Raw genomic sequence first — 21,250 nt, 5'->3', positions numbered from 1 at the left:
GCGCGGCGGAGTAGCATCGGCTCATCAGCGGCCCCGTCCAGAGGCCGCATCGGAGACGGTCATGGGAACGATCCAGGCGATCCATTCGGTCCGCAAGGCGCTGATGCTCGGCGCGGCGCTGCTGGCGGCGCTGGCGGTGACAGGGTGCGCCACGGCGCCCGAGGCCACGCCGCCGATCGAGGCGGCCTCGCTGATCCATGACGAGCTCTTCCCGCCGTCGCGCGACGTGATCGATCCGTCGCAGGTCATGGCGCTGACGCCGAAGATGCGCGAGTTCATCCGCAGCCGCATCCCGAATGCGGGCGCCAACGGCACGACGCTGATGATGGATGCGCGCGACATGCGCCACCTGCTGCTGGATGCGCTCTACAACCGCAACGAGCTCCAGCTGGAGTACGACGCCGAGACCACGCGCACCGCCTCCGAGGCCTTCGACGCCAAGGCCGGCAACTGCCTGTCGCTGGCGATGATGACGGCCGCCTTCGCGCGCGAGATGGGCCTGCCCTTCGTGTTCCGCCAGATCTACGACGAGGAGCAGTGGAGCCGCGTCGGCGACCTGCAGGTCGTCTCCGGCCACGTCAACATCGCGCTGGGCCGGCGCCGGACGGACTTCCGCGTGCTGGGCAACGACGAGCCCTCGCTGGTGGTCGACTTCCTGCCCGGCGCGCAGATCTCGCGCCAGCGCGCGATGCCCATCGACGAGCGCGGCATCGTCGCGATGTACATGAACAACCGCGCCGCGGAGCTGCTGGCGCAGGCCCAGATTGCCCGTGCCTACTGGTGGGCCCGCGCCGCCTGGCTGCACGATCCGCGCATGCTGACGGCGCTCAACACGCTGGGCGTGATCTACCGGCGGCACGGCGACACCGTGCTCGCCGAGCGCGCCTTCCGCCATGTGCTGGCGCACGAGCCGGCCAACGTGCAGTCCATGTCCAACCTGGCCCAGGCGCTGCGCTTCCAGGGTCAGTTCGCCGAGGCGCAGAAGCTCGAGACCCAACTGGCCCTGCTCCAGCCGTATCCGCCGTTCAAGTTCTTCGACCTCGGCGTGGCCGCGATGAAGGCGGGCGACTACGCCCAGGCGCGCGACCTCTTCGCCAAGGAGATCGACCGCTCGGCCTACTACCACGAGTTCCATTTCTGGATGGCGCTGGCCAACGTGGGATTGGGCAAGTGGGATGTCGTGCGCACGGAACTGGCCAAGGCCCAGGAGTACAGCGTGACCGCGCCGCAGCGGCAGCTCTACGCGGCCAAGCTGGAAAGCCTGAAGGCGAAGATGCAGCCGGCGAAAGTCCAGGTCCGCTAGCCCGCGGCAGCCGCGGGCCGGGGACGCCGGCTTGGGAACTCAGGCGTCGAGCGGCGGCAGGCCGTGACGCGCGCGCGCCCGGGCGCAGGCGTCGTCGCCGATGCCCAAGGGGGAGCGCAGGCCGAAGTCGCGGCACGGCGACGGTCGCCATTCGTAGATGCCGCAGCCGGCGTGCTCGCCGACCTTTCCCTGCAAGGCGGCGCAACGTGGCCGCGCATGGTCGGTGCCGCGCATCCGGCAGGTCGAGTCCGTGACCTCCACCGTCAGGCCGTCCGGCACCGTGCCGCCTTCGCTGAGCAGCTCCTGGCGTGAGAAGTCGACGCGGAAGCTCGCGCAGCAGGCGCCGCAGCGGGTGCAGGGGTTGTCGGTGAAGGCCGGCATGTCAACGGAGGGCGGGTGAGGGCAGGGCGCCGCGGGAAGGGTTTCAGTTCGACGCCGACGGGCTGATCAGCGTGCTGTCGGGCGCGGGCGTGTCGTCGGGCAGCACGGGTTCGCGCACGACGGTGACGGTGCAGGCGCATTGCGAGACGACCTGCGCCGACACGCTGCCCAGGTAGCGGCGCATCATCGAACTGGCGCGCGCGCCCATCACGACGTGATCGACGCCGGTCTTCGCGGCGAACTCGATCAACGCATCGGCGGCGTCTGGTGCTTCCAGCACGTGGAAGGTCAGCCGGCCGTCTTCCAGCGCCAGTTCCCGCGTCATCGGATGCGCCCAGTTCTTCAGCGCGATCAGCTGCTGCACGTGATGGCTGCGGCCCTGCGCGTCGGTGAGCTCGTCCATGCCGATGCGGTTGGTCTTCATCACGCCGACGCAGGCCAGGCGCGCGCCGGGCTCGGTCTGCATCAGGCGGCGCACGACCTCGCGCAATTCCTCGAGCAAGGTGGGCGTGGCGCCCAGCACGTCGACGGCGGCCATGATCACGGGGCTGCGCGCAACCTGCGCGCCGACCGAGGCCGGCGCGCGCGGTTCCTCGCCCATCGCCAGGAACCAGCGCTTGAAGCGTCGCACCATGCCGCTGCGCTGCAGCTTGTGCGCCCGGGCCGTCAACGGCACCGCGTCCGGCCGCTGCAGGTCCAGCGCGAGCTGCGCGGCGCTCTGGTAGCGGCGCTCGGCGCGCACCTCCAGGCAGTGCAGGACGATCTCCTGGAACCACGGCGGCAGCTCGGGCCGGATCGCGCGGGGCGGGATCGGGTCGACGTAGAGGCGGCGCCGCAGCTGTCGCACCGATGTCGGCTGGCCGAAGGGCCGCTCGCCGGTGGAGAGGTGGTACAGCATGACCCCCAGCGCGAAGAGGTCGCTGCGCGGATCGTTGCGGACGAACTGGACCTGCTCCGGCGACATGTACGGGCCGGTGCCCATCGGCAGCGAGAACTCCTCCTCCAGCAGGTCGGGCAGGAAGTCGTGCCGCGACAGGCCGAAGTCGACCAGCACCACGGTGCCGTCCGGGCGCAGCAGGATGTTGCTGGGCTTGATGTCGAGGTGGACCAGGTGCTGGCGGTGCAGGTCGGTCAGCGCGTGCGCGACCTGGATGCCGATCTCGACGACCTCCACCAGCGGCAGCGGCGCCTGGTCCAGGCGCGGGCGCAGGCTCTCGGCCTCGATGCGCTCCATGACGATGTAGGCCTGGCGGCGCCAGTCGCCGCGCGCGACGAAGCGCGGCACGTGCGGCCCCTTGAGCGCCGGCATGATCATCTGCTCGACCTCGAAGCCGACGATGCTGGCCGGGTCCTCGCCGCCCTTGATGCGGGGGACCTTCATGATCAGCGGGAAGTCCTCGACGGGATGGACATCGACGGCATGGGCGTCGGCGGGACCTGTCGGGTCCGCCGGATCCTGCCGCCGCACCTGCCAGAGGTTGGCCATGCCGCCCTGGTGAAGCCGCGCCTCGAGCACGAAACCGTCCAGCACCTGGCCGGGTTGCAGCGGCGAGGTGATCGGTACCGGGACTGAAGTGGAAGCGTGCGTCGGGTGGGCGTCGTTCATCGATTCATTGGCACTTCTACCGCCGCTGGCCCTCGCCCCCGCCCTCTGCCGGAGGCGGGAGAGGGAGCAAGTGGCCGGCCGTCATCTGCGGTCATCGATCTTCATCGGCCCGCCACCAGGCGTTGCGCGAGCCGGTCCGCCAGGCCGGCGGGCAGGCCGGGCGCGGCGCGCAGCGCGGCGGCGGCGGCTTCCACATCGTAGGGCACGCGCTGGAAGCTCAGTTCCTCGCTGTCGTGGTCGAACAGCGCGTAGGCGGCGGCCGGGTTGCCGTCGCGCGGCTGGCCGCAGGCGCCGGGGATGACGAGCCACTGCCGGTTGGGCAAGAGCGGGATCGGCACGCCGGGCTGCGGCTTGAAGTCGCCCGCCTTGCCGGTGCCGGAGAGGTGGTACAGCATCGGCTCGTGCATGTGGCCGCAGAAGGTGTAGCGGCACTCGGTGGCGTGCAGGCTGCGCATCGCCTCCAGCCGGCCCTGCACGTAGGCGAAGCCGGTCGGATCGAACGCGTTGGCGTGCACGTAGAGGCAGTCGTCCTCTTCCTCCGACATCGGCAGCCCGGCCAGGAAGGCCACCTGGTCGTCGGTGAGCCGCGCGCGCGTCCAGGCGATGGCGGCGCGCGCGTCGTCGTTCATCGTGGGGCGGGGGCCCTGCGTCACGCCGAGGTCGTGGTTGCCGGCGACGACGATCGCGCCTTCCGCGCGCAGGGTCCGCACCTGGTCGATCACCCAGCCGGGGTCGCTGCCGTAACCGACGTAGTCTCCCAGGAGGGCGAAATGCCGGGCGCCCTGCCGCCGGGCGTGGTCGAGGACGGACTCGAAGGCTTGCCGGTTGGCGTGCAGGTCGGAGATCAGGGCGGTCTTCATGGAGGCAGCATGGATGCGAAGGGCAAGCATGCCACGCATGGCTGACGTCAACCTTCGCAAGACGGCGAGTGGCGGACGCAAGCCCCCCGAAGCGCAGGGGCACGGCCCCTCCGGATGGGCGATGGATCGGGGGACTCGCGGGTTTGACGCGTTGTGGATGTCCCGGGCTTTGCTAATCTGGCCGGCGACATGGGACGCCGAGGAGGCGATGTGGCGAGAGCGCAGCGCCGCCGGCAGTTCCGGCATGGGAGAGAAAGAAGATGAACACGTTGGAATCCGGGCGGCCGGACCCGCGCGAGCGCGGGCGAACGCCGGCGATCGAGCGCTGGGCATGCGTGCCCTGGCGGGGCCGTCTGCCGCTCGTCGCGCGCGCGGCAGGCGGTCTGGCGGTGGGGTTGATGCTCGCGTCGGTGACCGGCGCCGCGCGGGCGGACTGCTCGCGACCGATCCGGGTGCCGATGGCGCCGATCGGCATGAGCGTGGTGACCTCGGGCGGCGAGGTCAGCGGGGTCTATCCGGACCTGCTGCGCAAGGTGTCGGCGGAGACCGGCTGCCAGTTCGATTTCGTCGTCGTGCCGCGGGCGCGGGTCGAGGCGATGTTCGCCGGCAGCGGCGCGGATGTGCTGGTGCCGGCGACGCGCACCTCCCAGCGGGACTTGCATGGCGACTTCATTCCGATGATGAAGGCGCGGGCGATGCTGATCTCGATCTCGTCGGACCGCGCGCCGGTCGAGAGCCTGACCGAACTCGGCGAGCGGCGGGAGTTGCGCGTGGCGGTGGTGCGCGGCTTCGACTACGGCGAGCCCTACCAGCAGTTGCTGAGGACGTTGAAGGCGCAGCGCCGACTGGTCGTGGAAGCGGATCCGGCGGCGGTCGTGCGCACGCTGGAGCGCAACCTGGCGGACGTGACGGTGATGGCGCCGTCGATCCTGGCGGGCACCTTGCTGCAGGACTCGAAGACGCGGCCGCTGCTGGACCGTCTGCGCCTGGAGGCGATGGCGGAGCTCACCTGGACCGACAGCGGGATCTACCTGTCGCGGCACCTGCCGGCGAAGGACCGCGAGGTGCTGAGCGACGCGCTGGAGCGGAACTCACGCTCCGGCACCGTCTGGAAGACGCTGCAGAAGCATTACCCGGCCGGGTCGTATGAAGACGGCCTGAAGGCGATCGTCGTGCCGAAGTAGCACAGCGATCGCCGCGTCATGGAACAAGGCCCGCGCTCGGCGGGCCTTGTCGTCTCGGAGGCGGGGCAGGGCGTTCAGCCGATGCGTCCGAGCAGCAGGTACTCCATCAGCGCCTTCTGCACGTGCATGCGGTTCTCGGCCTCGTCCCAGACCACCGACTGCGGGCCGTCGATCACGTCGGCCGCCACCTCTTCGCCGCGGTGCGCCGGCAGGCAGTGCATGAACAGCGCGTCCGGCTTGGCCTGCGCCATCATGTCCTTGTCCACGCACCAGTCCGCGAACGCCGTGCGGCGCGTCTCGTTCTCGGCCTCGTAGCCCATGCTGGTCCACACGTCCGTCGTCACCAGGTCCGCGTCGCGGCAGGCTTCCTTCGGGTCCTTGAAGACCTTGTAGCAGCGCGTGTCCTTGATGCCGGCGACCGCCGGGTCGATCTCGTAGCCGCTGGGCGTGCTGACGTGCACGGTGAAGCCCAGGATCTCCGCCGCCTGCAACCAGGTGTTGGCCATGTTGTTGCCGTCTCCGACCCAGGCCACCACGCGTCCCTTCAGGCAGTCCATGTCGATCGCGCCGCGTCGGTCCATGCCGCGCTGCTCGATGAAGGTGAACAGGTCCGCCAGGATCTGGCAGGGGTGGTACTCGTTGGTCAGCCCGTTGATGACCGGCACCCGCGAGTGCGCGGCGAAGCGCTCCAGCTTGGTCTGCTCGTAGGTCCGGATCATCACGATGTCGACCATGCGGCTGATCACGCGCGCGCTGTCCTCGATCGGCTCGGCGCGGCCCAGCTGGCTGTCGCCGGTGGTCAGGTGCACCACCGAACCGCCCATCTGGTACATGCCCGCCTCGAAGCTCACGCGGGTCCGCGTGGAGGCCTTCTCGAAGATCATCGCCAGCGTGCGGTCCTGCAGCGGCTGGTACTTCTCGTAGTTCTTGAAGCGTCGCTTGATCGTCGCCGCCCGTTCGAACAGGTGGGTGTACTCCTCCGCGCGCAGGTCCTTGAACTGCAGGTAATGACGCATGAGCGTGTTCCCCGGCTTCATGGCGCGGACGCCGGGGCGGCCAGGAAGGCCTTCACCAGCGGCACCAGACGCGCGGCGATCTCGGCCGCTTCCGCGCTCGTGAGGATCAGCGGCGGGACCAGGCGGATGACCTTGTCGGCGGTCACGCTCAGCAGCAGGCCCGCCTCCATCGCCTGCGTCAGCAGCACGCCGCAGGGGCGGTCGAGTTCGATGCCGATCATCAGGCCGTGGCCGCGCACCTCGACCAGGCCCGCTTCACCCGCCAGACCGTGCTCGATCGCGGCCTTCAGCTCGGCGCCGACGGTCGCGGCATTGGCCAGCAGGCCGTCCTCTTCCATCACCGTCAGCGTCTCGACGCCCGCGCGCATCGCCAGCGGATTGCCGCCGAAGGTCGTGCCGTGGTTGCCCGGTCCGAAGACCTTGGCGGCCTTGTCGCCGCACACCACCGCGCCGATGGGCACGCCCGAGCCCAGGCCCTTGGCCAGCGGCATCACGTCCGGCACGATGCCGGCCCACTGGTGCGCGAACCACTTGCCGGTGCGGCCGATGCCGCATTGCACCTCGTCCAGCATCAGCAGCAGGTCGTGCTCGTCGCACAGCTTGCGCAGGTCCTTCAGGAAGTCGATGTGGGCGGGGTTGATGCCGCCTTCGCCCTGGATGGTCTCCAGGAAGATCGCGGTCACGTTCGGATGCTCGGCGATGGCCTTGCGGATCGCCGCGATGTCGTTCAGCGGCACGCGGACGAAGCCCGGCACCAGCGGGCCGAAGCCCGCCTGCACCTTCGGGTTGCCGGTCGCGGACAGCGTCGCGATCGAGCGGCCATGGAAGGCCTTCTCGAACACGATGACCTCGGGGCTCTCATTGCCGCGGTCGTGGCCGTACTTGCGCGCGATCTTGAGCGCGGCCTCGTTGGCCTCCAGGCCGGAGTTGCAGAAGAAGGCGTTGGTCAGCCCCGACAGCGCGCAGAGCTTGGCCGCGAGCTGCTCCTGCAGCGGGACGTGGTAGTAGTTGCTCGTGTGGATGAGCTTGCCCACCTGGTCCCGCAAGGCCGCCACCAGCTTCGGATGGTTGTGTCCGAGCGTGTTGACGGCGATCCCGCCGAGGCCGTCCAGGTATCGTCGGCCGGCCGTATCCCAGACCCAGGCGCCTTCGCCGTGCGACAGGGCGATCGGCAGGCGGCCGTAGGTGTGCATCACATGGGGTTCGGTCGGGGCGGCGAACGAGGAGTCCGGGGCGTTCATCAAGTCTCCAAAACGTGGGAGGGGTGGGGGAATCATCTCCAGGAAGGCGTCCGGCAATCCCCGGTCCGGGACCGGGGTTGCGGGAGCCGATCGATTCTACGGGTCGACCCTGGCGGGTGAGGAGATTCCTCCTGCACAGCCAGACAAGCCGCGCTGACCAGCGGGCGAGCAGAAGCCCACCTGTGCTGCGGCGCAACACATCCAGGGCACAATAGCGTTTTTGCCGGGACGCGTGAGACCGTAGCCAATGACTGAGCAGCCCAAGCCGCGAGAAGTGTTCATCCAGGGGATCACCACGGATGGCCGCACCTTCCGCCCGAGCGACTGGGCCGAACGTCTGGCTGGGGCCATGTCCTGCTTCCGTCCCGGCGGCACCCGCAGCGGCCGCGACGCCTACCTCGGCTACTCGCCCTACTGCGTGCCGCGCGTCATCGACGGCATCAAGTGCGTGATCGTCAACGAGGCGCTGAAGTCCGTCGAACCGATGGCCTGGGAGTTCGTCATGAACTTCGCCCGTGACAACAAGCTGCAGGTCGTCGACGCCTGCCTGCTGCCCGGCGATCGGGAATCCGGCAAGGCCTGAAGCGCTGAAGGCCCGCTGGCCCGTTCGGGCCATCGCCGGCCCGCGTCCTTGCGACTACGCTGACGGGTTCGCCGCGACCTCCCCACCGGGCTCCCTGGACATGGCCGTCTTCACCGCCGACGCGGGCTCCCGGGCCGCGGCCGTCCTGCCGGAAATGCAGCAGTTGCTGCGCCTGATCGACCAGGGCGGGTCGATGCTGCAGGCCCGCGAGCTCGCGACCGTGAGCACCGCCGGCGGCCCGCTGCCGGTGATCGGCGTGACCCTGGGCAATCCTGACCCCGCGGTGCCCGCGCTCGGTTTCATCGGCGGGGTCCACGGCCTGGAGCGCATCGGCGCGCAGGTGGTGCTGGCCTACCTCGGCAGCCTGGTGCGCCGGCTGCGCTGGGACCTCAGCCTGCATCAGCAGCTCGAGTCGCTGCGGCTCGTGTTCCTGCCGGTCGTCAATCCGGGTGGCGTGCTGGCCGGGTCGCGCGCGAATCCGCAGGGCGTCGACCTGATGCGCAACGCGCCGCAGGACGCCGACCGCGGCGTGCCCTTCCTGGTCGGCGGGCATCGCCTGTCCCCGCATCTGCCGTATTACCGCGGGCTGACCGGCGCGCCGCTGCAGGTCGAGAGCGACGCGCTGTGCCGATTCGTCCGCGAGGAACTGCTGGGGCGGCCGATCTCCGTGGCCATCGACTTCCACAGCGGTTTCGGCCTGCGCGACCGCATCTGGTTCCCCTATGCGCGCACGCGCCGTCCGATGCATCACCTCGCCGAGATCCACGCGCTGTGCGAGGTGCTCGATCAATGCCTGTCCCCGCATCCCTACGTGATGGAGCCGCAGAGCCGGCACTACCTGACCCACGGCGACCTGTGGGACCACCTCTACGACGAGTCCCTCTCCCTTGATCGGGGGATCTTCCTGCCGATGACGCTCGAAATGGGGTCATGGCTGTGGGTGAAGAAAAACCCGCGCCAGCTACTCTCCCGGCACGGCATGTTCAACCCGCTGATCGCACATCGACAGCAGCGTGTGTTGCGACGGCACATGGCCTGGATGGACTTCATGACACGTGCGACGCAGAGCGCGTTGCGGTGGTTGCCAGGACCGGACACAAGAATCGATCACGGGGAGCAGGCGTTGATTCGCTGGTATCGGAGGACCGCTCGATGAGCGTCCACACCTGGGTGCTGCTGCGCGGCTTGACCCGCGAGAGCGGCCATTGGGGGGACTTCCCCGCGCGCCTGCTGCGCGCGTTGCGGGTGCAGCAGCCGGACGCCCGGCTGGAACTGCTCGACCTGCCCGGCAATGGCGACAAGCATCGGCAGAGCAGTCCGACCCATGTCGACGCGATGATGGAGGCTTGCCGTGCGGAATTGCGTCGTCGCGGCGTTCCCCCGCCGTATCAGGTGCTGGCGATGTCGCTGGGTGCCATGGTCGCCAGCGAATGGGCGTCGCGCCATCCGCGCGAGCTCGACGGCATCGTGCTCATCAACACCAGCCTGAGGCCCTTCAGCGCCTTCTTCAGGCGGCTGAGGCCGTCGAACTACTGGTCATTGCTGTTGCTCAGCCTGACGCGGCTGAGCCTGCGCCAGCGCGAGGCCAAGGTGCTGCAGATGACGACGCGGATGCAGCGTCAGCCGGACCAGGTGATCGACGACTGGGTCTCGATCCAGCGCCAGCACCCGGTGCGACGTCGCAATGCGCTGCGGCAGCTGCTGGCGGCGGCGCGTTACCGCGCCAGCCTGGCCAAGCCCGAGCCGCCGATGCTGCTGCTGTGCAGCCAGGGGGACTCGCTGGTCGACTGGCGCTGCTCGCAGGCCATCAGCCGGGCGTGGGGTGCGCCGCTGCGGCTGCACCGGCACGCGGGGCACGACCTGCCGCTCGATGACGGGGAATGGGTGGCGCGCAACGTCGTGGACTGGCTCCACGTGCGCGAGGTCGTCGGACAGATCACGACGCCGATGCCGCTCTGAGCCCAACGAAAAAGCCCGCCGATTGGCGGGCTTTCCGTGCACCAGAGCTGGACTTTGCTATCAGGCGGCGAGCGCCTTGATCTTCGAAGACAGGCGGCTCTTGTGGCGAGCAGCCTTGTTCTTGTGGAAGATGCCCTTGTCGGCGACCGAGTCGATCACGGGCTGGGCGGTCTTGAACAGGTCGGCGGCCTTGGCCTTGTCACCCGTGACGATCGCCTTTTGCACGTTCTTGATGACCGTGCGGAACTTCGAACGCAGCGCCGAGTTGGCGGCGTTCAGCTTGACGTCTTGACGTGCGCGCTTGCGGCCCGAGGCCAGACGCACGGTTTTCTTCTTGGCTTTGGAAGAGCTTGCCATTGTCTTATTGGTCCAGTTGGTGCAAAGACGGCGAGTATAGCAGCCAGGATTGGAAAAACCAAACCCGAGGTATGGCGTCCGCGGCGGGCCACCCATAATGCGCGGTCGTTCGCCGGGGCTCGATGCCCCAGGGGAATTGTTCCACGCACCGTTTCCGTGCTGCCTTCGTAGAGCCTCCGCGCCGTCGCCTGAATGAACCTGCTCCGCACCGCCTCCGTCGTTTCGGTCTTCACGCTGCTGTCGCGCATCACGGGGCTGGTCCGCGAACAGATGGTGGCGGGGCTGTTCGGCGCCAACGCGATGACCGACGCCTACAACGTGGCGTTCCGCATTCCCAACATGCTGCGGCGGCTCTTCGCCGAGGGCGCGTTCTCGCAGGCCTTCGTGCCGTCGCTGGCCGCCGCGCGCGTCAAGGACGGCGACGAGGCGACGCGCCACCTGATCGACGCCGTCGCGACCGTGCTGCTGTGGGCGCTGCTGGCGACCTGCGTCATCGGCGTGATCGGCGCCCCGGTGCTGGTCTGGGCGCTGGGAGCGGGGTTGTCCCGGGATGCGCACGAGGCCGCCGTCGTGATGACGCGGTGGATGTTCCCGTACATCGGCTTCATGTCGCTCGTGGCGCTGTCGGCCGGCATCCTGAATACCTGGAAACGCTTCATCGTGCCGGCGGTGACGCCGGTGCTGCTGAACCTCGCTTCGCTGGCCTGCGGCTACGGCCTAACACCCGTGCTGGCGCGCCACGGCTATGAGCCGATCTACTCGCTGGCGCTCGGCGTCATGATCGGCGGCATCCTGCAACTGGCCGTGCAGGTGCCGGCGCTGCGGCGCATCGGCCTGATGCCGCGTTTCGCGCTGAACCTCTCCGGCCTGCGCCGCGCCGCCGGCGACGAAGGCGTGCGCCAGGTGTTGCGCAAGATGGGACCGGCGCTGCTGGGCGTCGGCGTGGCCCAGCTCTCGCTGCTGATCAACACGCAGATCGCGATCGCGGTGGGCGAGGGCGCCGCCTCCTGGCTGACCTACGCGGACCGGCTGATGGAGTTCCCGATCGCGCTGCTCGGCGTCGCGCTGGGCGTCGTGCTGACGCCGCAGCTGGCGGCCAGCACGGCCAAGGGCGAGACGGAGAAGTACTCGGGCCTGCTCGACTGGGGCCTGCGCCTGACCCTGCTGCTGGCGCTGCCCTGCGCGGTCGCGCTGCTGGTCTTCGCCGAGCCGCTGGTGGCGGTGCTCTACCAGCGCGGCGCCTTCCGGGCGGAGGACGTCGCCCATACCGCGCACGCCGTGATGGGCTACGGGCTGGGCCTGATGGGGCTGGTGTCGATCAAGGTGCTGGCGCCTGGTTTCTACGCCCGTCAGGACATGCGCACGCCGGTGCGCATCGCCGTCGGCGTGTTGATCCTGACGCAGGTGTTCAATGCGATCTTCGTCTTCGGATTCAAGATCGGCGTCGCGGGCCTGTCGCTGTCGATCGGCCTGGGCGCCGTCGTCAACGCGCTGCTGCTGCTGCGTGGCCTGCGCAAGCTCGGCACCTACGCGCCGGAAGCCGGCTGGATGCTGTTCCTGCTGCGCGTGCTGATCGCCAGCGCCGCGATGGGCGCGCTGCAATGGTGGCTGGCCGGGCATGTCGCCTGGGTCGGCGGCAAGGGCTTCCACTTCGAACTGGCACGCGCCGGCTGGATGGCGCTGAGTCTCGGCGCCTCGGCCCTGCTGTACTTCGGCGTGCTGCTGCTGCTGGGCGTGAAGCTGCGCCAGTTCGCTCGCCGGGCCTGAACCCGGGGGGCGTCGTCTCCGATTTCCGGCGGCGGCGGTGGGCGTAGACTCGGGCGCATGAGTTCGCCTTTGCAGTGGACGGTGCCGTCGGCGCTGGACTATTTCTCGACGCTGGTTGCCGACGACGACACGCTGAACCTGGCCGAGGCCGCCACGGCGATCGCGCTCGACGAGGTGCCCCGGCTGGACGTGCAGCAGGTGATGGCCGAGCTGGACCGTCTCGGCGAACGGCTGCGCCACCGTCTCCCCGCCGATGCGCCGCCCAGCCACCGGCTGCGCATGCTCAACCAGTACTTCCACGGCGAACTCGGCTTCGCGGGCAACGTCAACGACTACTACGCCGTCGGCAACAGCTACCTCCACCAGGTGCTCGCCACGCGTCGCGGCATCCCGATCTCGCTGGCGATCATCTACATGGAGCTGGCCTCGCACGTCGGCCTGCAGGTCAAGGGCGTCAGCTTCCCCGGCCATTTCCTGATGAAGCTGCGCCTGCCGCAGGGCGAGGTCGTGCTGGACCCGTTCAGCGGACGTTCGCTGGGGCGCGGCGAACTCGACGAGTTCCTCAGCCCCTGGCGCGAGCGCGCGGGCCTGATGCCGCAGGAGCCGATGTCGCTGGATGCCTTCCTGGGCACGGCGGCGCCGCGGCAGATCCTGGCGCGCATGTTGCGCAACCTCAAGCAGATCCACATGGACCAGCAGGACCTGCCCCGACTGCTGGCGGTCCAGCGCAAACTCGTGGCGCTGCTGCCCGATGATCGCGGGGAGCGCGCGGAGCTCGAGCAGAGTCTGCAGCAGCTGCGCGATGCGGGTGGCGGACCCGCCACCCTCCATTGAGGGTGCACGACGGGGGAGGGGCGCCGGGCGACGCATAGAATCCCCCTCTTCCTGAGGGTGTGACCTCCCTGTTGCCGACCTCCGCGTCGCCGACGTCGCCCCGCCATCCAACGCTGAAGTGGTTTGAAGCAGATCCCGCTGTCGCTCGGTCCCGAGCCCGACTACACCTTTGACACGCTCCTCACCGGTGCCAACACCGCGGCCCTCACGCATGTGCTGGCGCTGGGGACTGGCTCGCCGCCGGTGTTCCTGTGGGGGCCGCCCGGCAGCGGCAAGACGCACCTGCTGCGCGCGCTCGCGCGCCACTGGCAGCAGGCCGGCGCGCAGGTCGGCTGGTACGACGCCGACACCCCGCTGCCCTGGGAACTGCCCACCCACCCCAGCCTGCTGCTGCTCGACGACGCCCAGCGCTTCGACCCCGGCCAGCAGCATGCGGCCTTCGCGCTGTTCGTCGAGGCGGCCACGCTGGGGCTGGCGGTCGTCTCGACCGGTACCGCGCCGCCGGTGGACCTGGACCTGCGCGAGGACCTGCGCACCCGGCTCGGCTGGGGCCCGACCTTCGCGCTGCAGCCCCTGTCCGAGGCCGAGGTGCGCGCCGTGCTCCGCCGCGAGGCCGACCGGCGCGGCATCGCGCTGACCGACGACGTCATCGACTACCTGCTCACCCGCTACGCCCGCGACCTCAAGCACCTGATGACGCTGCTGGACGGGCTGGACGAATTCGCCATGGCCAGCAAGCGGGCGGTCACCGTGCCGCTGCTGCGCCAGATGCTCGCCGACCAGGGGGCGCACGCCTGAGGGCGCGACGCCGCCGGTTGCTTCGCTTTCAAGATCTTTCAAGGATTTCGACGTGGACCTGACCCTGTTCGACCTCGACGGCACGCTGATCCCGCAGGACTCGGACCACGCCTTCGGCAGCTACATGGTGGAGATCGGCTGGGCCGACGGCGCCGCCTGGGCCGCCCGCAACGACGGGTTCTACGCCGACTACCAGCGCGGGAACCTCGACCTGGACGAGTACGTCGAGTTCGCCACCTCTGTCTGGCGCGCCCGCCCGCTGGGCGAGGCCGAGGCGGCCCGCGCCGATTTCATGGCCCGGATCATCGCGCCGATGTTGCGCGACAATGCGCGCGCACTCGTGCAGCGCCACCTGGACGCCGGGGATCTGGTGGTCGTGGTGACGGCGACCAACGAATTCGTGACCGCGCCGATCGCCAAGGCCTTCGGCATCGACCACCTGATCGCCGTGCAGCTGGAGCGCGACGCGACCGGGTCGTTCACCGGGCGCGTGCACGGAACTCCGTCCTTCCAGGCGGGCAAGATCGTGCGCGTGAACGAATGGCTGGCGGCGCAGGGGCGCCGCTGGGAGGATTTCGAGCGCGTGCATTTCTACAGCGACTCGATGAATGACCTGCCGCTGCTGGAGCGGGTCAGCCATCCGGTGGCGACCAACCCCACCTCGGCCCTCGAGGCGCTGGCGCGCGAGCGCGGCTGGCCGATACTGAAGCTGTTCGAATGATCAAGAAATTCATCAACAAGTTGTTGGGCAAGCCCGAAAGTACCGCCACGCCCCTGGGCAAGCGCGTGGAGATCGGCGCGGAGGAACACCGCATCGATCCGGCCCTGCTCGACGAGCGTGGCGTCAAGGTCGTCAAGGGACTGACCGACGCGGGCTACGAGGCCTTCATCGTCGGCGGCGCCGTGCGCGACCTGCTGCTGGGCCGCCGGCCCAAGGACTTCGACGTCGCCACCGACGCCACGCCGGAACAGGTGAAGAACCAGTTCCGACGCGCCTTCATCATCGGTCGGCGCTTCCGCATCGTCCACGTGGTCTACGGCCGCGGCCGCGAGCACGAGGTGATCGAGGTCTCGACCTTCCGGGCGCTGCTCAAGGAAGACGACGCCGAACAGGTGCAGGGCAACGAGAAGACGTCCAAGGGCGCGCTGGAGGGCAAGTCGCACGTCGTCGACGCGTCCGGCCGCGTGCTGCGCGACAACGTCTGGGGCCCGCAGATCGAGGACGCCGCGCGACGCGACTTCACCGTCAACGCGATGTACTACAACCCGGAGCGCGAGCTGGTGGTCGACTACCACGGCGGTCTGGCCGACGCCCGCAAGAAGGTGCTGCGGATGATCGGCGACCCCGAGACCCGCTACCGAGAGGACCCGGTCCGCATCCTGCGCGCCGTGCGCTTCGCCGCGAAGCTGGGCTTCACGATCGAGCCCAAGACCCGCGCGCCGATCGCCGTCATGGCGCCGCTGCTCGCGAACGTGCCGCTGTCGCGGATGTTCGACGAGATGATCAAGCTGCTGCAGACCGGCCACGCGCTGGCCAGCATCGACGAGCTGCGCAAGCAGGGCCTGGCGCGCGGCGTGTTCCCGATCCTGGACGCGGTGCTCGACAAGGACGGCGCGCTGCCGGACAACGTGCACGGCAAGTTCGTCCGCCTGGCGCTGGAAGACACCGACAAGCGGGTCGAAGAGGGCCGCTCGGTGGCGCCGAGCTTCATGCTCGCCTGCATGCTGTGGGGCGAAGTCCAGCAGCGCTGGACGCGCCTGATCGACGGCGGCGAAGGCGCGGTGGCGGCGCTGCAGCAGGCGATCGACCTGGTCTTCGACGCGCGCGTCGGGGACATCTCCGGCCGCGGCAAGCTCGCGGCGGACATGCGCGAGATCTGGATGATGCAGCCGCGCTTCGAGCGCCGCACCGGCAGCGGTCCGCACCGGCTGATCGAGCAGCCGCGCTACCGCGCCGGCTTCGACTTCCTGGCGCTGCGCGCCGAGGCGGGTGAGATCGATCCGGCCCTGGCCGACTGGTGGGAAGACTTCGCGCTGGGCACCGAGGACGAGCGTCGTGCGCTCCTTGAGTTGGCGCGCGAGACGCAGCGCCAGGGCGGTCCGCGCAGCAAGCCCAAGGCGGGCGGCGGCCGTGTCCACTCGGTGCCGCGCGGTGCGGTGAGCACGCCCTCGACGATGCCTGTCAGCGGTGAATCGGCGGCCGCGCTGCCGATCGATGCCGAAGCGGTCGACGCCGCGGAAGGCGAGGGCGGCGTGGGCCACCCCGCCAAGAAGCGCCGCCGTCGTCGCAAGCCGAAGGCGGCAGGCGGCGCGGGTCCTGCGGACACTGCCCCGTCCAACGACGAATGACCACGGCCTACGTCGGGCTGGGCGCCAACCTCGGCGAGCTGCGGCACACGCTCGAGGCGGCGCTCGCCGACCTGGCCGACGTGAAGGATCTGACCCTGGAGGCTGTCTCCTCCGCCTGGCGCAGCGCGCCGGTCGGCTGCGAGGGGCCCGACTACCTGAACGCGGTCGCCCGCGTGACGACAACACTGCCGCCGCTGACGCTGCTCGCGGCGCTGCAGGCCATCGAGTTGCGCCATGGGCGCGAACGGCCGTTCCTCAACGCGCCGCGGACACTCGACCTGGACCTGCTGCTCTACGGTGACCAGACCGTCGACCTGGATCGGCTCATCGTCCCGCATCCGCGGCTGCATCAGCGCGCCTTCGTGCTGCGCCCGCTGCTGGAGCTGGCTCCGACGCTGGACGCGCCGGGTCTTGGTGAGCTGGCAGGCCACCTGCCGTCGGTCGCCGATCAGGTCATCGAGCGCGAGGACGTGCCCTTGCGCCTTCGCCGTCCCTGACGAGTCGAATCAACGTCCAAGCCTTTCGGGAGCTCGCCCCATGTTCGCAACCGCCGCCGGCTGGCAGACGATCGTCCTGCTGACGCTGTCCAACGTGTTCATGACCTTCGCGTGGTACGGCCATCTGAAGGACCTGGCGGCGCGCCCCTGGTATGTCGCGGCGCTGATCAGCTGGGGCATCGCGCTGTTCGAGTACCTGCTGCAGGTGCCGGCCAACCGGATCGGCTACCAGGGCGGCTTCACGCTGGCGCAGCTCAAGATCACGCAGGAAGTGATCACGCTGGCGGTGTTCGTGCCCTTCTCGATGTTCTTCATGAACCAGCCGTTCAAGACGGACTACCTCTGGGCCGGTCTGTGCCTGATGGGGGCCGTCTACTTCATCTTCCGCAGCTGAAATTCCCGTCCCCCGGAGGGGCGAGGCAGACCCGCAGACGTCGGGGTGTGCGCAGGCCGTGGCTCCAACGGGCCATGGGGCGGCTACACTCGCGGGTTTTCCGTGACACGGAAATGAATCAATTGTGACGATCCGGCGCGGATCGCACGGCGCGGAGCCTCCCCCATGTTTTTCGGCAAGCTGCTGCCCCGAGAGGGCAATTTCTTCGAACTGTTCAATGAGCACGGCACGCAGATCGTCGAAGGCGCGCGCGCCTTCATGCTCATGATCCAGAACTACAACGACCTGACGCTGCGCGAGAAATACGCCGCCGAGGTCGACAAGGCCGAGCACCACGCCGACCGCGTCACCGCCGAGGTGAACCGGCTGCTGCATCGCACCTTCATCACGCCGATCGACCGCGAGCAGATCCACGGCCTGATCAACGCGATGGACGACATCCTGGACCTGCTGCAGGACTCCAGCGAGACGATGCAGCTCTACGACGTGCGCTCCATCCCCGAGGAAGTGCTGCGCCTGGGCGAGCTGTCGGCCAAGTGCTGCGAACGCGTCAAGCACGCCGTGACGCTGCTGCCCAAGCTGAGCGAGCCCAAGACCGCCGAAGCCGCCATCAAGGCCTGCGAGGAGATCGACAAGCTCGAGTCCGACGCCGACCGTGTGATGCGCGCCGCGATGTCCAAGCTGTTCCGCGAGCAGGAGGACGTGCGCGAGCTGATCAAGCTCAAGGCGATCTACGAGCAGCTGGAATCGATCTCCGACCGCTGCGAGGACGTCGCCAACCTGATCGAGGGCATCGTCCTCGAGAATTCCTGACCCGGTCCCGGAGCGTCTCCCATGGGAACGATGCACGTGGCCTTCTGGGTCGTGGCCATGCTCGTGGTGCTGGCCGTCGCCTTCGACTTCATGAACGGCTTCCACGACGCGGCGAACTCGATCGCCACGGTCGTGTCGACCGGCGTCCTCAAGCCGCAGCAGGCCGTGCTCTTCGCGGCCTTCTTCAACGTGATCGCGGTGCTGTTCTTCGAGCTGAAGGTGGCGGCGACGATCGGCAAGGGGTCGATCGACGCGTCCATCGTCGATCACCATGTGATCTTCGGCGCGCTGATCGGCGCGATCGCGTGGAACGTGATTACCTGGTTCTACGGCATCCCGTCGAGCTCGTCGCATGCGCTGATCGGCGGCCTCGTCGGCGCGGCGATCGCCAAGGCAGGCACCAAGGGCCTGATCATGAGCGGCATCGGCAAGACGGTGCTGTTCATCTTCGTCTCGCCGTTGCTGGGGTTCCTGCTGGGCTCGCTGCTGATGGTGGCCGTGGCCTGGGTGTTCAGACGCAGTTCGCCGCTGCGGGTGGACAACTGGTTTCGGCGGCTGCAACTGGTCTCGGCCGGGCTGTACAGCCTGGGCCATGGCGGCAATGACGCGCAGAAGACGATCGGCCTGATCTGGATGCTGCTGATCGCCTCCGGCTACGCGGGCGCCGGCGAACATTCGCCGCCGACCTGGGTCATCGTCGTCTGCTACCTGGCGATCGGCCTGGGCACCATGTTCGGCGGCTGGCGCATCGTCCGCACGATGGGGCAGAAAATCACCAAGCTCAAACCGGTCGGCGGCTTCTGCGCGGAAACCGGCGGCGCGATCACGCTGTTCCTGGCGACTTCCCTGGGCATTCCGGTGTCCACCACGCACACCATCACCGGCGCCATCGTCGGCGTGGGGTCGACGCAGCGCGCGTCGTCGGTGCGCTGGGGGGTGGCGGGGAATATCGTCTGGGCCTGGATCTTCACGATCCCGGCGTCGGCGTTCATCGCCGGGCTGTTCTACTGGATCAGCTTCACGCTGTTCTGAGCGCGGCGCGCTACTGGCTGATCTCGCGGGCGGCTTCGACCTGCGACTCGAAGTAGCGCTGCGCCGAGAAGGCGATCGTCGCCATCAGACAGGCGCCGCCCACCATCAGGCAGGCGATCACGCCCAGGATAGGCAGCCAGCCGGTCTTGCGCACCGGTTGTCCGGGGTTGAAGCGGTCGGCCCAGCGTTCGTCGGGCATCAGGCCGTAGACGATGCCCGCCAGCATGCTCTGGGCGATCATCAGCCCGAGCAGCGGGATCAGGAACCAGGCGGCGACGTCGTCCTGGCCCAGCGTGTCCATGCGGTGCACACCATAGAGGCCAAGCAGCGTCGGCAGCGGATGCAGCCAGGCGAGCTTGTCGCTGAATCCGTGCAGGTAGAAACGATGCGCCCCGAGGCTGCCGAGCGCGAAGCTCAGCCAGGTGGCCACGGTCTTGGACTTGAGGTCCGCCGCGCCGCCGGCGTCGGGAGCGACGGCGCTCATGCGGCGGGCGTTTCGGCAGGCGTGGACGGGGCCGCCGGCGAGGCCGCCGCGGTCGCGGGCGTCGCACCGGTGGGCGAACTGGTGTCACCCTGACCCAGCTGGCGTTGCATCAACACGACATCAAGCCACTTGCCGAACTTCCAGCCGGCGGCCTTCATGACGCCGATGTCCTCGAAACCGTGGCTGCGGTGCACGCCGATCGAACCGAGGTTCTGCGAATCGCCGATCACGGCCACCATCTGGCGGGCGCCTGCCGCCTCGCAGCGGGCGATCAGTTCGGCCAGCAGCAAGCGGCCGACGCCCTGGCCCTGGGCCTGGGGGGACAGGTAGATCGAGTCCTCGACGAAGTAGCGGTAGGCCAGGCGCGGCCGGAAGTAGTTGGCGTAGGCGAAACCGAGCACCTGCCCGTCACGCTCCGCGATCAGGTACGGCAGGCTGCGGCTGAGGACCTCGGTGCGGCGGCGGCCCATCTCGGCGCGGTCGGGCACGTCGGTCTCGAAGGTGCCGGTGCCGTGCAGCACCGCGTGCTCGTAGATCTGCTGGATCGCGGCGATGTCGCCCTCCAGGCTGGGGCGGATCAGGAGGGGGGAGGAACTGCTGGTGGTTGTCGTCATTGGGGGAGGAGGACAAAGCGTCAAACGCGAGTTTATAATGCCGGGTTTTGGCGCTGGCCCCCGGGTGTGGCTGTCACGCTTCGAAGCTCCCTGATCCGGAGCTTGTGCGATGACAGTCCGGGGGGCGTATCTACAGGGCCAGCTGTCGACCTTTCGTGGGGATCTTTCGCGACACACGCGTGCCCTTTGAAAAGTCGATTCAATTGTCTGCTTGCCCCTGTGTGTCTCCCTGGTGCGGTGGAACGCTCAAAACCTGAAGGATAGATCATGGTCGTTATTCGACTCTCCCGCGGTGGCTCCAAGAAGCGTCCGTTCTACAACATCGTCGTGACCGACAGCCGCAATCGTCGCGATGGCCGCTTCATCGAGCGCGTCGGTTTCTACAACCCCGTCGCCACCGGCAACGCCGAAGGCCTGCGTGTCGCCCAGGACCGCGTGTCCTACTGGGTCGGCACCGGCGCCCAGCTGTCGCCGGCCGTCGCCCGCCTGGTCGACGTGTCCAAGAAGTCGGCTGCCGCTCCGGCCGCCGCCGTCGCTGCCTAATCCTTCGGATCGCAGCAGATGAAGCAGGCGCCCGACGACGTCATCGAGAGTTCTCCGGCCTTTCCGGAGGACGCCATCGAGGTCGGGCGCGTGCTGGACGCCTGGGGCATCAAGGGCTGGCTGAAGATCCTCAGCCACTCCGCCGATGCCCAGGCGCTTTTCGCCTCTCGCCGCTGGTTCATGAAGCCGAGCGAGAAGGCCCTGCCGGGCAAGCCGCATGTCGTGCCCCCCGTGCTCAAGATTCTTTCCGTCCGCGACCATGCGGACGGCATCGTCGCCCAGGTCGAAGGTGTGGCGGACCGCAACGGCGCCGAGGCGCTCAAGGGTGCCCGCATCTTCGTCTCGCGCAGCGTGTTCCCGGACACCGGCGAGGACGAGTTCTACTGGATCGACCTGATCGGCATGAGCGTCGTCAACAAGGACGGCCAGACGCTGGGCGAGGTGATCGACCTGATCGACACCGGCCCGCACTGCGTGCTGCGCATCCTGCCCGCCGGCAAGACCACGCCGGTCAAGCCGGACGAGGAAATCCTCATCCCGTTCGTGAACGCGTTTGTCGGCGATGTCGACAAGGCCGCGCGGGTCATCCCCGTGGACTGGGATCTGGACTATTGAAGCCGTCGGGCCCGATGCCC

The 21,250-nt window shown here is 68.8% G+C and carries 24 protein-coding genes; 16 read left to right on the top strand and 8 right to left on the bottom strand.

Features of this window, described 5'->3' with window-relative positions:
* Positions 1 to 61 precede the first annotated feature (61 nt).
* Positions 62 to 1,303 (top strand): tetratricopeptide repeat protein, encoded by a 1,242-nt coding sequence (locus ACFJIX_RS28280; RefSeq protein WP_377156087.1) that lies wholly within the window; start codon positions 62 to 64, stop codon positions 1,301 to 1,303.
* Between the two features lie 39 nt (positions 1,304 to 1,342).
* Here ACFJIX_RS28280 and ACFJIX_RS28275 read toward each other — a convergent pair whose 3' ends face one another.
* From ACFJIX_RS28275 to ACFJIX_RS28265, 3 genes are all read right to left on the bottom strand, one after another.
* A complete protein-coding gene (locus tag ACFJIX_RS28275) occupies positions 1,343 to 1,684 on the bottom strand; it encodes a YkgJ family cysteine cluster protein (RefSeq protein ID WP_377156086.1) in 342 nt (113 codons plus the stop codon).
* A gap of 43 nt (positions 1,685 to 1,727) precedes the next feature.
* Positions 1,728 to 3,290 carry a serine/threonine protein kinase gene (locus ACFJIX_RS28270; RefSeq protein WP_377156084.1) on the bottom strand — a complete coding sequence of 521 codons (1,563 nt, stop codon included), beginning with the start codon at positions 3,288 to 3,290 and terminating at the stop codon, positions 1,728 to 1,730.
* A 101-nt stretch (positions 3,291 to 3,391) separates the two neighbouring features.
* Complete coding sequence (locus tag ACFJIX_RS28265; RefSeq protein ID WP_377156083.1) at positions 3,392 to 4,150, bottom strand: metallophosphoesterase family protein; 759 nt, start codon at positions 4,148 to 4,150, stop codon at positions 3,392 to 3,394.
* 260 nt (positions 4,151 to 4,410) lie between these two features.
* Between ACFJIX_RS28265 and ACFJIX_RS28260 the strand changes: the two genes are divergently transcribed.
* Positions 4,411 to 5,334, top strand: coding sequence for a substrate-binding periplasmic protein (locus ACFJIX_RS28260; protein ID WP_377156082.1), 924 nt, complete (start codon positions 4,411 to 4,413; stop codon positions 5,332 to 5,334).
* A gap of 74 nt (positions 5,335 to 5,408) precedes the next feature.
* Here the strand turns inward: ACFJIX_RS28260 and argF are convergent, their stop codons facing one another.
* Together argF and ACFJIX_RS28250 are read right to left on the bottom strand one after the other, a co-directional pair.
* Complete coding sequence (gene argF / locus ACFJIX_RS28255; RefSeq protein ID WP_377156081.1) at positions 5,409 to 6,371, bottom strand: ornithine carbamoyltransferase; 963 nt, start codon at positions 6,369 to 6,371, stop codon at positions 5,409 to 5,411.
* Positions 6,368 to 7,591 carry an aspartate aminotransferase family protein gene (locus ACFJIX_RS28250; protein ID WP_377156080.1) on the bottom strand — a complete coding sequence of 408 codons (1,224 nt, stop codon included), beginning with the start codon at positions 7,589 to 7,591 and terminating at the stop codon, positions 6,368 to 6,370. The genes argF and ACFJIX_RS28250 overlap by 4 nt, the downstream gene beginning before the upstream one ends.
* A gap of 247 nt (positions 7,592 to 7,838) precedes the next feature.
* Between ACFJIX_RS28250 and ACFJIX_RS28245 the strand changes: the two genes are divergently transcribed.
* The 3 genes from ACFJIX_RS28245 to ACFJIX_RS28235 all read left to right on the top strand — a co-directional run bounded on the left by ACFJIX_RS28245 (position 7,839) and on the right by ACFJIX_RS28235 (position 10,133).
* Positions 7,839 to 8,174, top strand: a complete 336-nt coding sequence (locus ACFJIX_RS28245) for a DUF3579 domain-containing protein (RefSeq protein ID WP_377156079.1) — start codon at positions 7,839 to 7,841, stop codon at positions 8,172 to 8,174.
* A gap of 100 nt (positions 8,175 to 8,274) precedes the next feature.
* Positions 8,275 to 9,330: a M14 family zinc carboxypeptidase gene (locus tag ACFJIX_RS28240; protein WP_377156078.1), complete on the top strand. Its 1,056-nt coding sequence runs from the start codon at positions 8,275 to 8,277 to the stop codon at positions 9,328 to 9,330.
* A complete protein-coding gene (locus ACFJIX_RS28235; protein ID WP_377156076.1) occupies positions 9,327 to 10,133 on the top strand; it encodes an alpha/beta fold hydrolase in 807 nt (268 codons plus the stop codon). The genes ACFJIX_RS28240 and ACFJIX_RS28235 overlap by 4 nt, the downstream gene beginning before the upstream one ends.
* Before the next feature lie 60 nt (positions 10,134 to 10,193).
* Here the strand turns inward: ACFJIX_RS28235 and rpsT are convergent, their stop codons facing one another.
* The gene (gene rpsT, locus ACFJIX_RS28230; protein ID WP_067269869.1) at positions 10,194 to 10,490 is read right to left on the bottom strand and encodes a 30S ribosomal protein S20; all 297 of its coding nucleotides are present in this window, start codon (positions 10,488 to 10,490) and stop codon (positions 10,194 to 10,196) included.
* 192 nt (positions 10,491 to 10,682) lie between these two features.
* Between rpsT and murJ the strand changes: the two genes are divergently transcribed.
* The 9 genes from murJ to ACFJIX_RS28185 all read left to right on the top strand — a co-directional run bounded on the left by murJ (position 10,683) and on the right by ACFJIX_RS28185 (position 18,974).
* Positions 10,683 to 12,257: a murein biosynthesis integral membrane protein MurJ gene (gene murJ / locus ACFJIX_RS28225; protein ID WP_377156074.1), complete on the top strand. Its 1,575-nt coding sequence runs from the start codon at positions 10,683 to 10,685 to the stop codon at positions 12,255 to 12,257.
* Positions 12,258 to 12,314: 57 nt separating this feature from the next.
* Entirely contained in the window at positions 12,315 to 13,091 is a 777-nt protein-coding gene (locus ACFJIX_RS28220) for a SirB1 family protein (RefSeq protein ID WP_377156073.1), read from the top strand.
* A 123-nt stretch (positions 13,092 to 13,214) separates the two neighbouring features.
* Entirely contained in the window at positions 13,215 to 13,889 is a 675-nt protein-coding gene (gene hda, locus ACFJIX_RS28215) for a DnaA regulatory inactivator Hda (protein ID WP_377156071.1), read from the top strand.
* Positions 13,890 to 13,941: 52 nt separating this feature from the next.
* Positions 13,942 to 14,610, top strand: coding sequence for an HAD family hydrolase (locus tag ACFJIX_RS28210; RefSeq protein WP_377156069.1), 669 nt, complete (start codon positions 13,942 to 13,944; stop codon positions 14,608 to 14,610).
* Positions 14,607 to 16,238: a polynucleotide adenylyltransferase PcnB gene (gene pcnB, locus ACFJIX_RS28205; RefSeq protein WP_377156067.1), complete on the top strand. Its 1,632-nt coding sequence runs from the start codon at positions 14,607 to 14,609 to the stop codon at positions 16,236 to 16,238. Before ACFJIX_RS28210 ends, pcnB begins: the two co-directional genes overlap by 4 nt.
* On the top strand, positions 16,235 to 16,735 hold the full coding sequence (folK, locus tag ACFJIX_RS28200; protein WP_377156065.1) for a 2-amino-4-hydroxy-6-hydroxymethyldihydropteridine diphosphokinase: 501 nt from the start codon (positions 16,235 to 16,237) through the stop codon (positions 16,733 to 16,735). Before pcnB ends, folK begins: the two co-directional genes overlap by 4 nt.
* Positions 16,736 to 16,775: 40 nt before the next feature.
* Positions 16,776 to 17,129, top strand: a complete 354-nt coding sequence (locus ACFJIX_RS28195; protein WP_377156063.1) for a DMT family protein — start codon at positions 16,776 to 16,778, stop codon at positions 17,127 to 17,129.
* A gap of 165 nt (positions 17,130 to 17,294) precedes the next feature.
* The gene (locus ACFJIX_RS28190) at positions 17,295 to 17,942 is read left to right on the top strand and encodes a DUF47 domain-containing protein (RefSeq protein ID WP_297523981.1); all 648 of its coding nucleotides are present in this window, start codon (positions 17,295 to 17,297) and stop codon (positions 17,940 to 17,942) included.
* A gap of 21 nt (positions 17,943 to 17,963) precedes the next feature.
* On the top strand, positions 17,964 to 18,974 hold the full coding sequence (locus ACFJIX_RS28185) for an anion permease (RefSeq protein ID WP_377156061.1): 1,011 nt from the start codon (positions 17,964 to 17,966) through the stop codon (positions 18,972 to 18,974).
* Positions 18,975 to 18,984: 10 nt separating this feature from the next.
* Here the strand turns inward: ACFJIX_RS28185 and ACFJIX_RS28180 are convergent, their stop codons facing one another.
* Entirely contained in the window at positions 18,985 to 19,458 is a 474-nt protein-coding gene (locus ACFJIX_RS28180; protein ID WP_377156060.1) for an NINE protein, read from the bottom strand.
* Complete coding sequence (locus ACFJIX_RS28175) at positions 19,455 to 20,072, bottom strand: GNAT family N-acetyltransferase (RefSeq protein WP_377156059.1); 618 nt, start codon at positions 20,070 to 20,072, stop codon at positions 19,455 to 19,457. The genes ACFJIX_RS28180 and ACFJIX_RS28175 overlap by 4 nt, the downstream gene beginning before the upstream one ends.
* Positions 20,073 to 20,339: 267 nt before the next feature.
* Between ACFJIX_RS28175 and rpsP the strand changes: the two genes are divergently transcribed.
* Positions 20,340 to 20,615, top strand: a complete 276-nt coding sequence (rpsP, locus tag ACFJIX_RS28170) for a 30S ribosomal protein S16 (RefSeq protein ID WP_377156057.1) — start codon at positions 20,340 to 20,342, stop codon at positions 20,613 to 20,615.
* Positions 20,616 to 20,633: 18 nt separating this feature from the next.
* Positions 20,634 to 21,230, top strand: a complete 597-nt coding sequence (rimM, locus tag ACFJIX_RS28165) for a ribosome maturation factor RimM (RefSeq protein ID WP_377156055.1) — start codon at positions 20,634 to 20,636, stop codon at positions 21,228 to 21,230.
* Positions 21,231 to 21,250: the final 20 nt, after the last annotated feature.

Origin of the sequence: Roseateles sp. UC29_93 (assembly GCF_042695725.1) — a bacterium.
Lineage (GTDB): Bacteria > Pseudomonadota > Gammaproteobacteria > Burkholderiales > Burkholderiaceae_C > Roseateles > Roseateles noduli_A.
This window is presented reverse-complemented; position numbering and strand designations above follow the sequence as displayed.

What these genes read in the sequence shown, in the direction of transcription:
- ACFJIX_RS28280 (WP_377156087.1), top strand. Translation starts at nt 62, where the DNA reads ATGGGAACGATCCAGGCGATCCATTCGGTCCGCAAGGCGCTGATGCTC.
- ACFJIX_RS28275 (WP_377156086.1), bottom strand. Translation starts at nt 1,684, where the DNA reads ATGCCGGCCTTCACCGACAACCCCTGCACCCGCTGCGGCGCCTGCTGC.
- ACFJIX_RS28270 (WP_377156084.1), bottom strand. Translation starts at nt 3,290, where the DNA reads ATGAACGACGCCCACCCGACGCACGCTTCCACTTCAGTCCCGGTACCG.
- ACFJIX_RS28265 (WP_377156083.1), bottom strand. Translation starts at nt 4,150, where the DNA reads ATGAAGACCGCCCTGATCTCCGACCTGCACGCCAACCGGCAAGCCTTC.
- ACFJIX_RS28260 (WP_377156082.1), top strand. Translation starts at nt 4,411, where the DNA reads ATGAACACGTTGGAATCCGGGCGGCCGGACCCGCGCGAGCGCGGGCGA.
- argF (WP_377156081.1), bottom strand. Translation starts at nt 6,371, where the DNA reads ATGAAGCCGGGGAACACGCTCATGCGTCATTACCTGCAGTTCAAGGAC.
- ACFJIX_RS28250 (WP_377156080.1), bottom strand. Translation starts at nt 7,591, where the DNA reads ATGAACGCCCCGGACTCCTCGTTCGCCGCCCCGACCGAACCCCATGTG.
- ACFJIX_RS28245 (WP_377156079.1), top strand. Translation starts at nt 7,839, where the DNA reads ATGACTGAGCAGCCCAAGCCGCGAGAAGTGTTCATCCAGGGGATCACC.
- ACFJIX_RS28240 (WP_377156078.1), top strand. Translation starts at nt 8,275, where the DNA reads ATGGCCGTCTTCACCGCCGACGCGGGCTCCCGGGCCGCGGCCGTCCTG.
- ACFJIX_RS28235 (WP_377156076.1), top strand. Translation starts at nt 9,327, where the DNA reads ATGAGCGTCCACACCTGGGTGCTGCTGCGCGGCTTGACCCGCGAGAGC.
- rpsT (WP_067269869.1), bottom strand. Translation starts at nt 10,490, where the DNA reads ATGGCAAGCTCTTCCAAAGCCAAGAAGAAAACCGTGCGTCTGGCCTCG.
- murJ (WP_377156074.1), top strand. Translation starts at nt 10,683, where the DNA reads ATGAACCTGCTCCGCACCGCCTCCGTCGTTTCGGTCTTCACGCTGCTG.
- ACFJIX_RS28220 (WP_377156073.1), top strand. Translation starts at nt 12,315, where the DNA reads ATGAGTTCGCCTTTGCAGTGGACGGTGCCGTCGGCGCTGGACTATTTC.
- pcnB (WP_377156067.1), top strand. Translation starts at nt 14,607, where the DNA reads ATGATCAAGAAATTCATCAACAAGTTGTTGGGCAAGCCCGAAAGTACC.
- folK (WP_377156065.1), top strand. Translation starts at nt 16,235, where the DNA reads ATGACCACGGCCTACGTCGGGCTGGGCGCCAACCTCGGCGAGCTGCGG.
- ACFJIX_RS28195 (WP_377156063.1), top strand. Translation starts at nt 16,776, where the DNA reads ATGTTCGCAACCGCCGCCGGCTGGCAGACGATCGTCCTGCTGACGCTG.
- ACFJIX_RS28190 (WP_297523981.1), top strand. Translation starts at nt 17,295, where the DNA reads ATGTTTTTCGGCAAGCTGCTGCCCCGAGAGGGCAATTTCTTCGAACTG.
- ACFJIX_RS28185 (WP_377156061.1), top strand. Translation starts at nt 17,964, where the DNA reads ATGGGAACGATGCACGTGGCCTTCTGGGTCGTGGCCATGCTCGTGGTG.
- ACFJIX_RS28180 (WP_377156060.1), bottom strand. Translation starts at nt 19,458, where the DNA reads ATGAGCGCCGTCGCTCCCGACGCCGGCGGCGCGGCGGACCTCAAGTCC.
- ACFJIX_RS28175 (WP_377156059.1), bottom strand. Translation starts at nt 20,072, where the DNA reads ATGACGACAACCACCAGCAGTTCCTCCCCCCTCCTGATCCGCCCCAGC.
- rpsP (WP_377156057.1), top strand. Translation starts at nt 20,340, where the DNA reads ATGGTCGTTATTCGACTCTCCCGCGGTGGCTCCAAGAAGCGTCCGTTC.
- rimM (WP_377156055.1), top strand. Translation starts at nt 20,634, where the DNA reads ATGAAGCAGGCGCCCGACGACGTCATCGAGAGTTCTCCGGCCTTTCCG.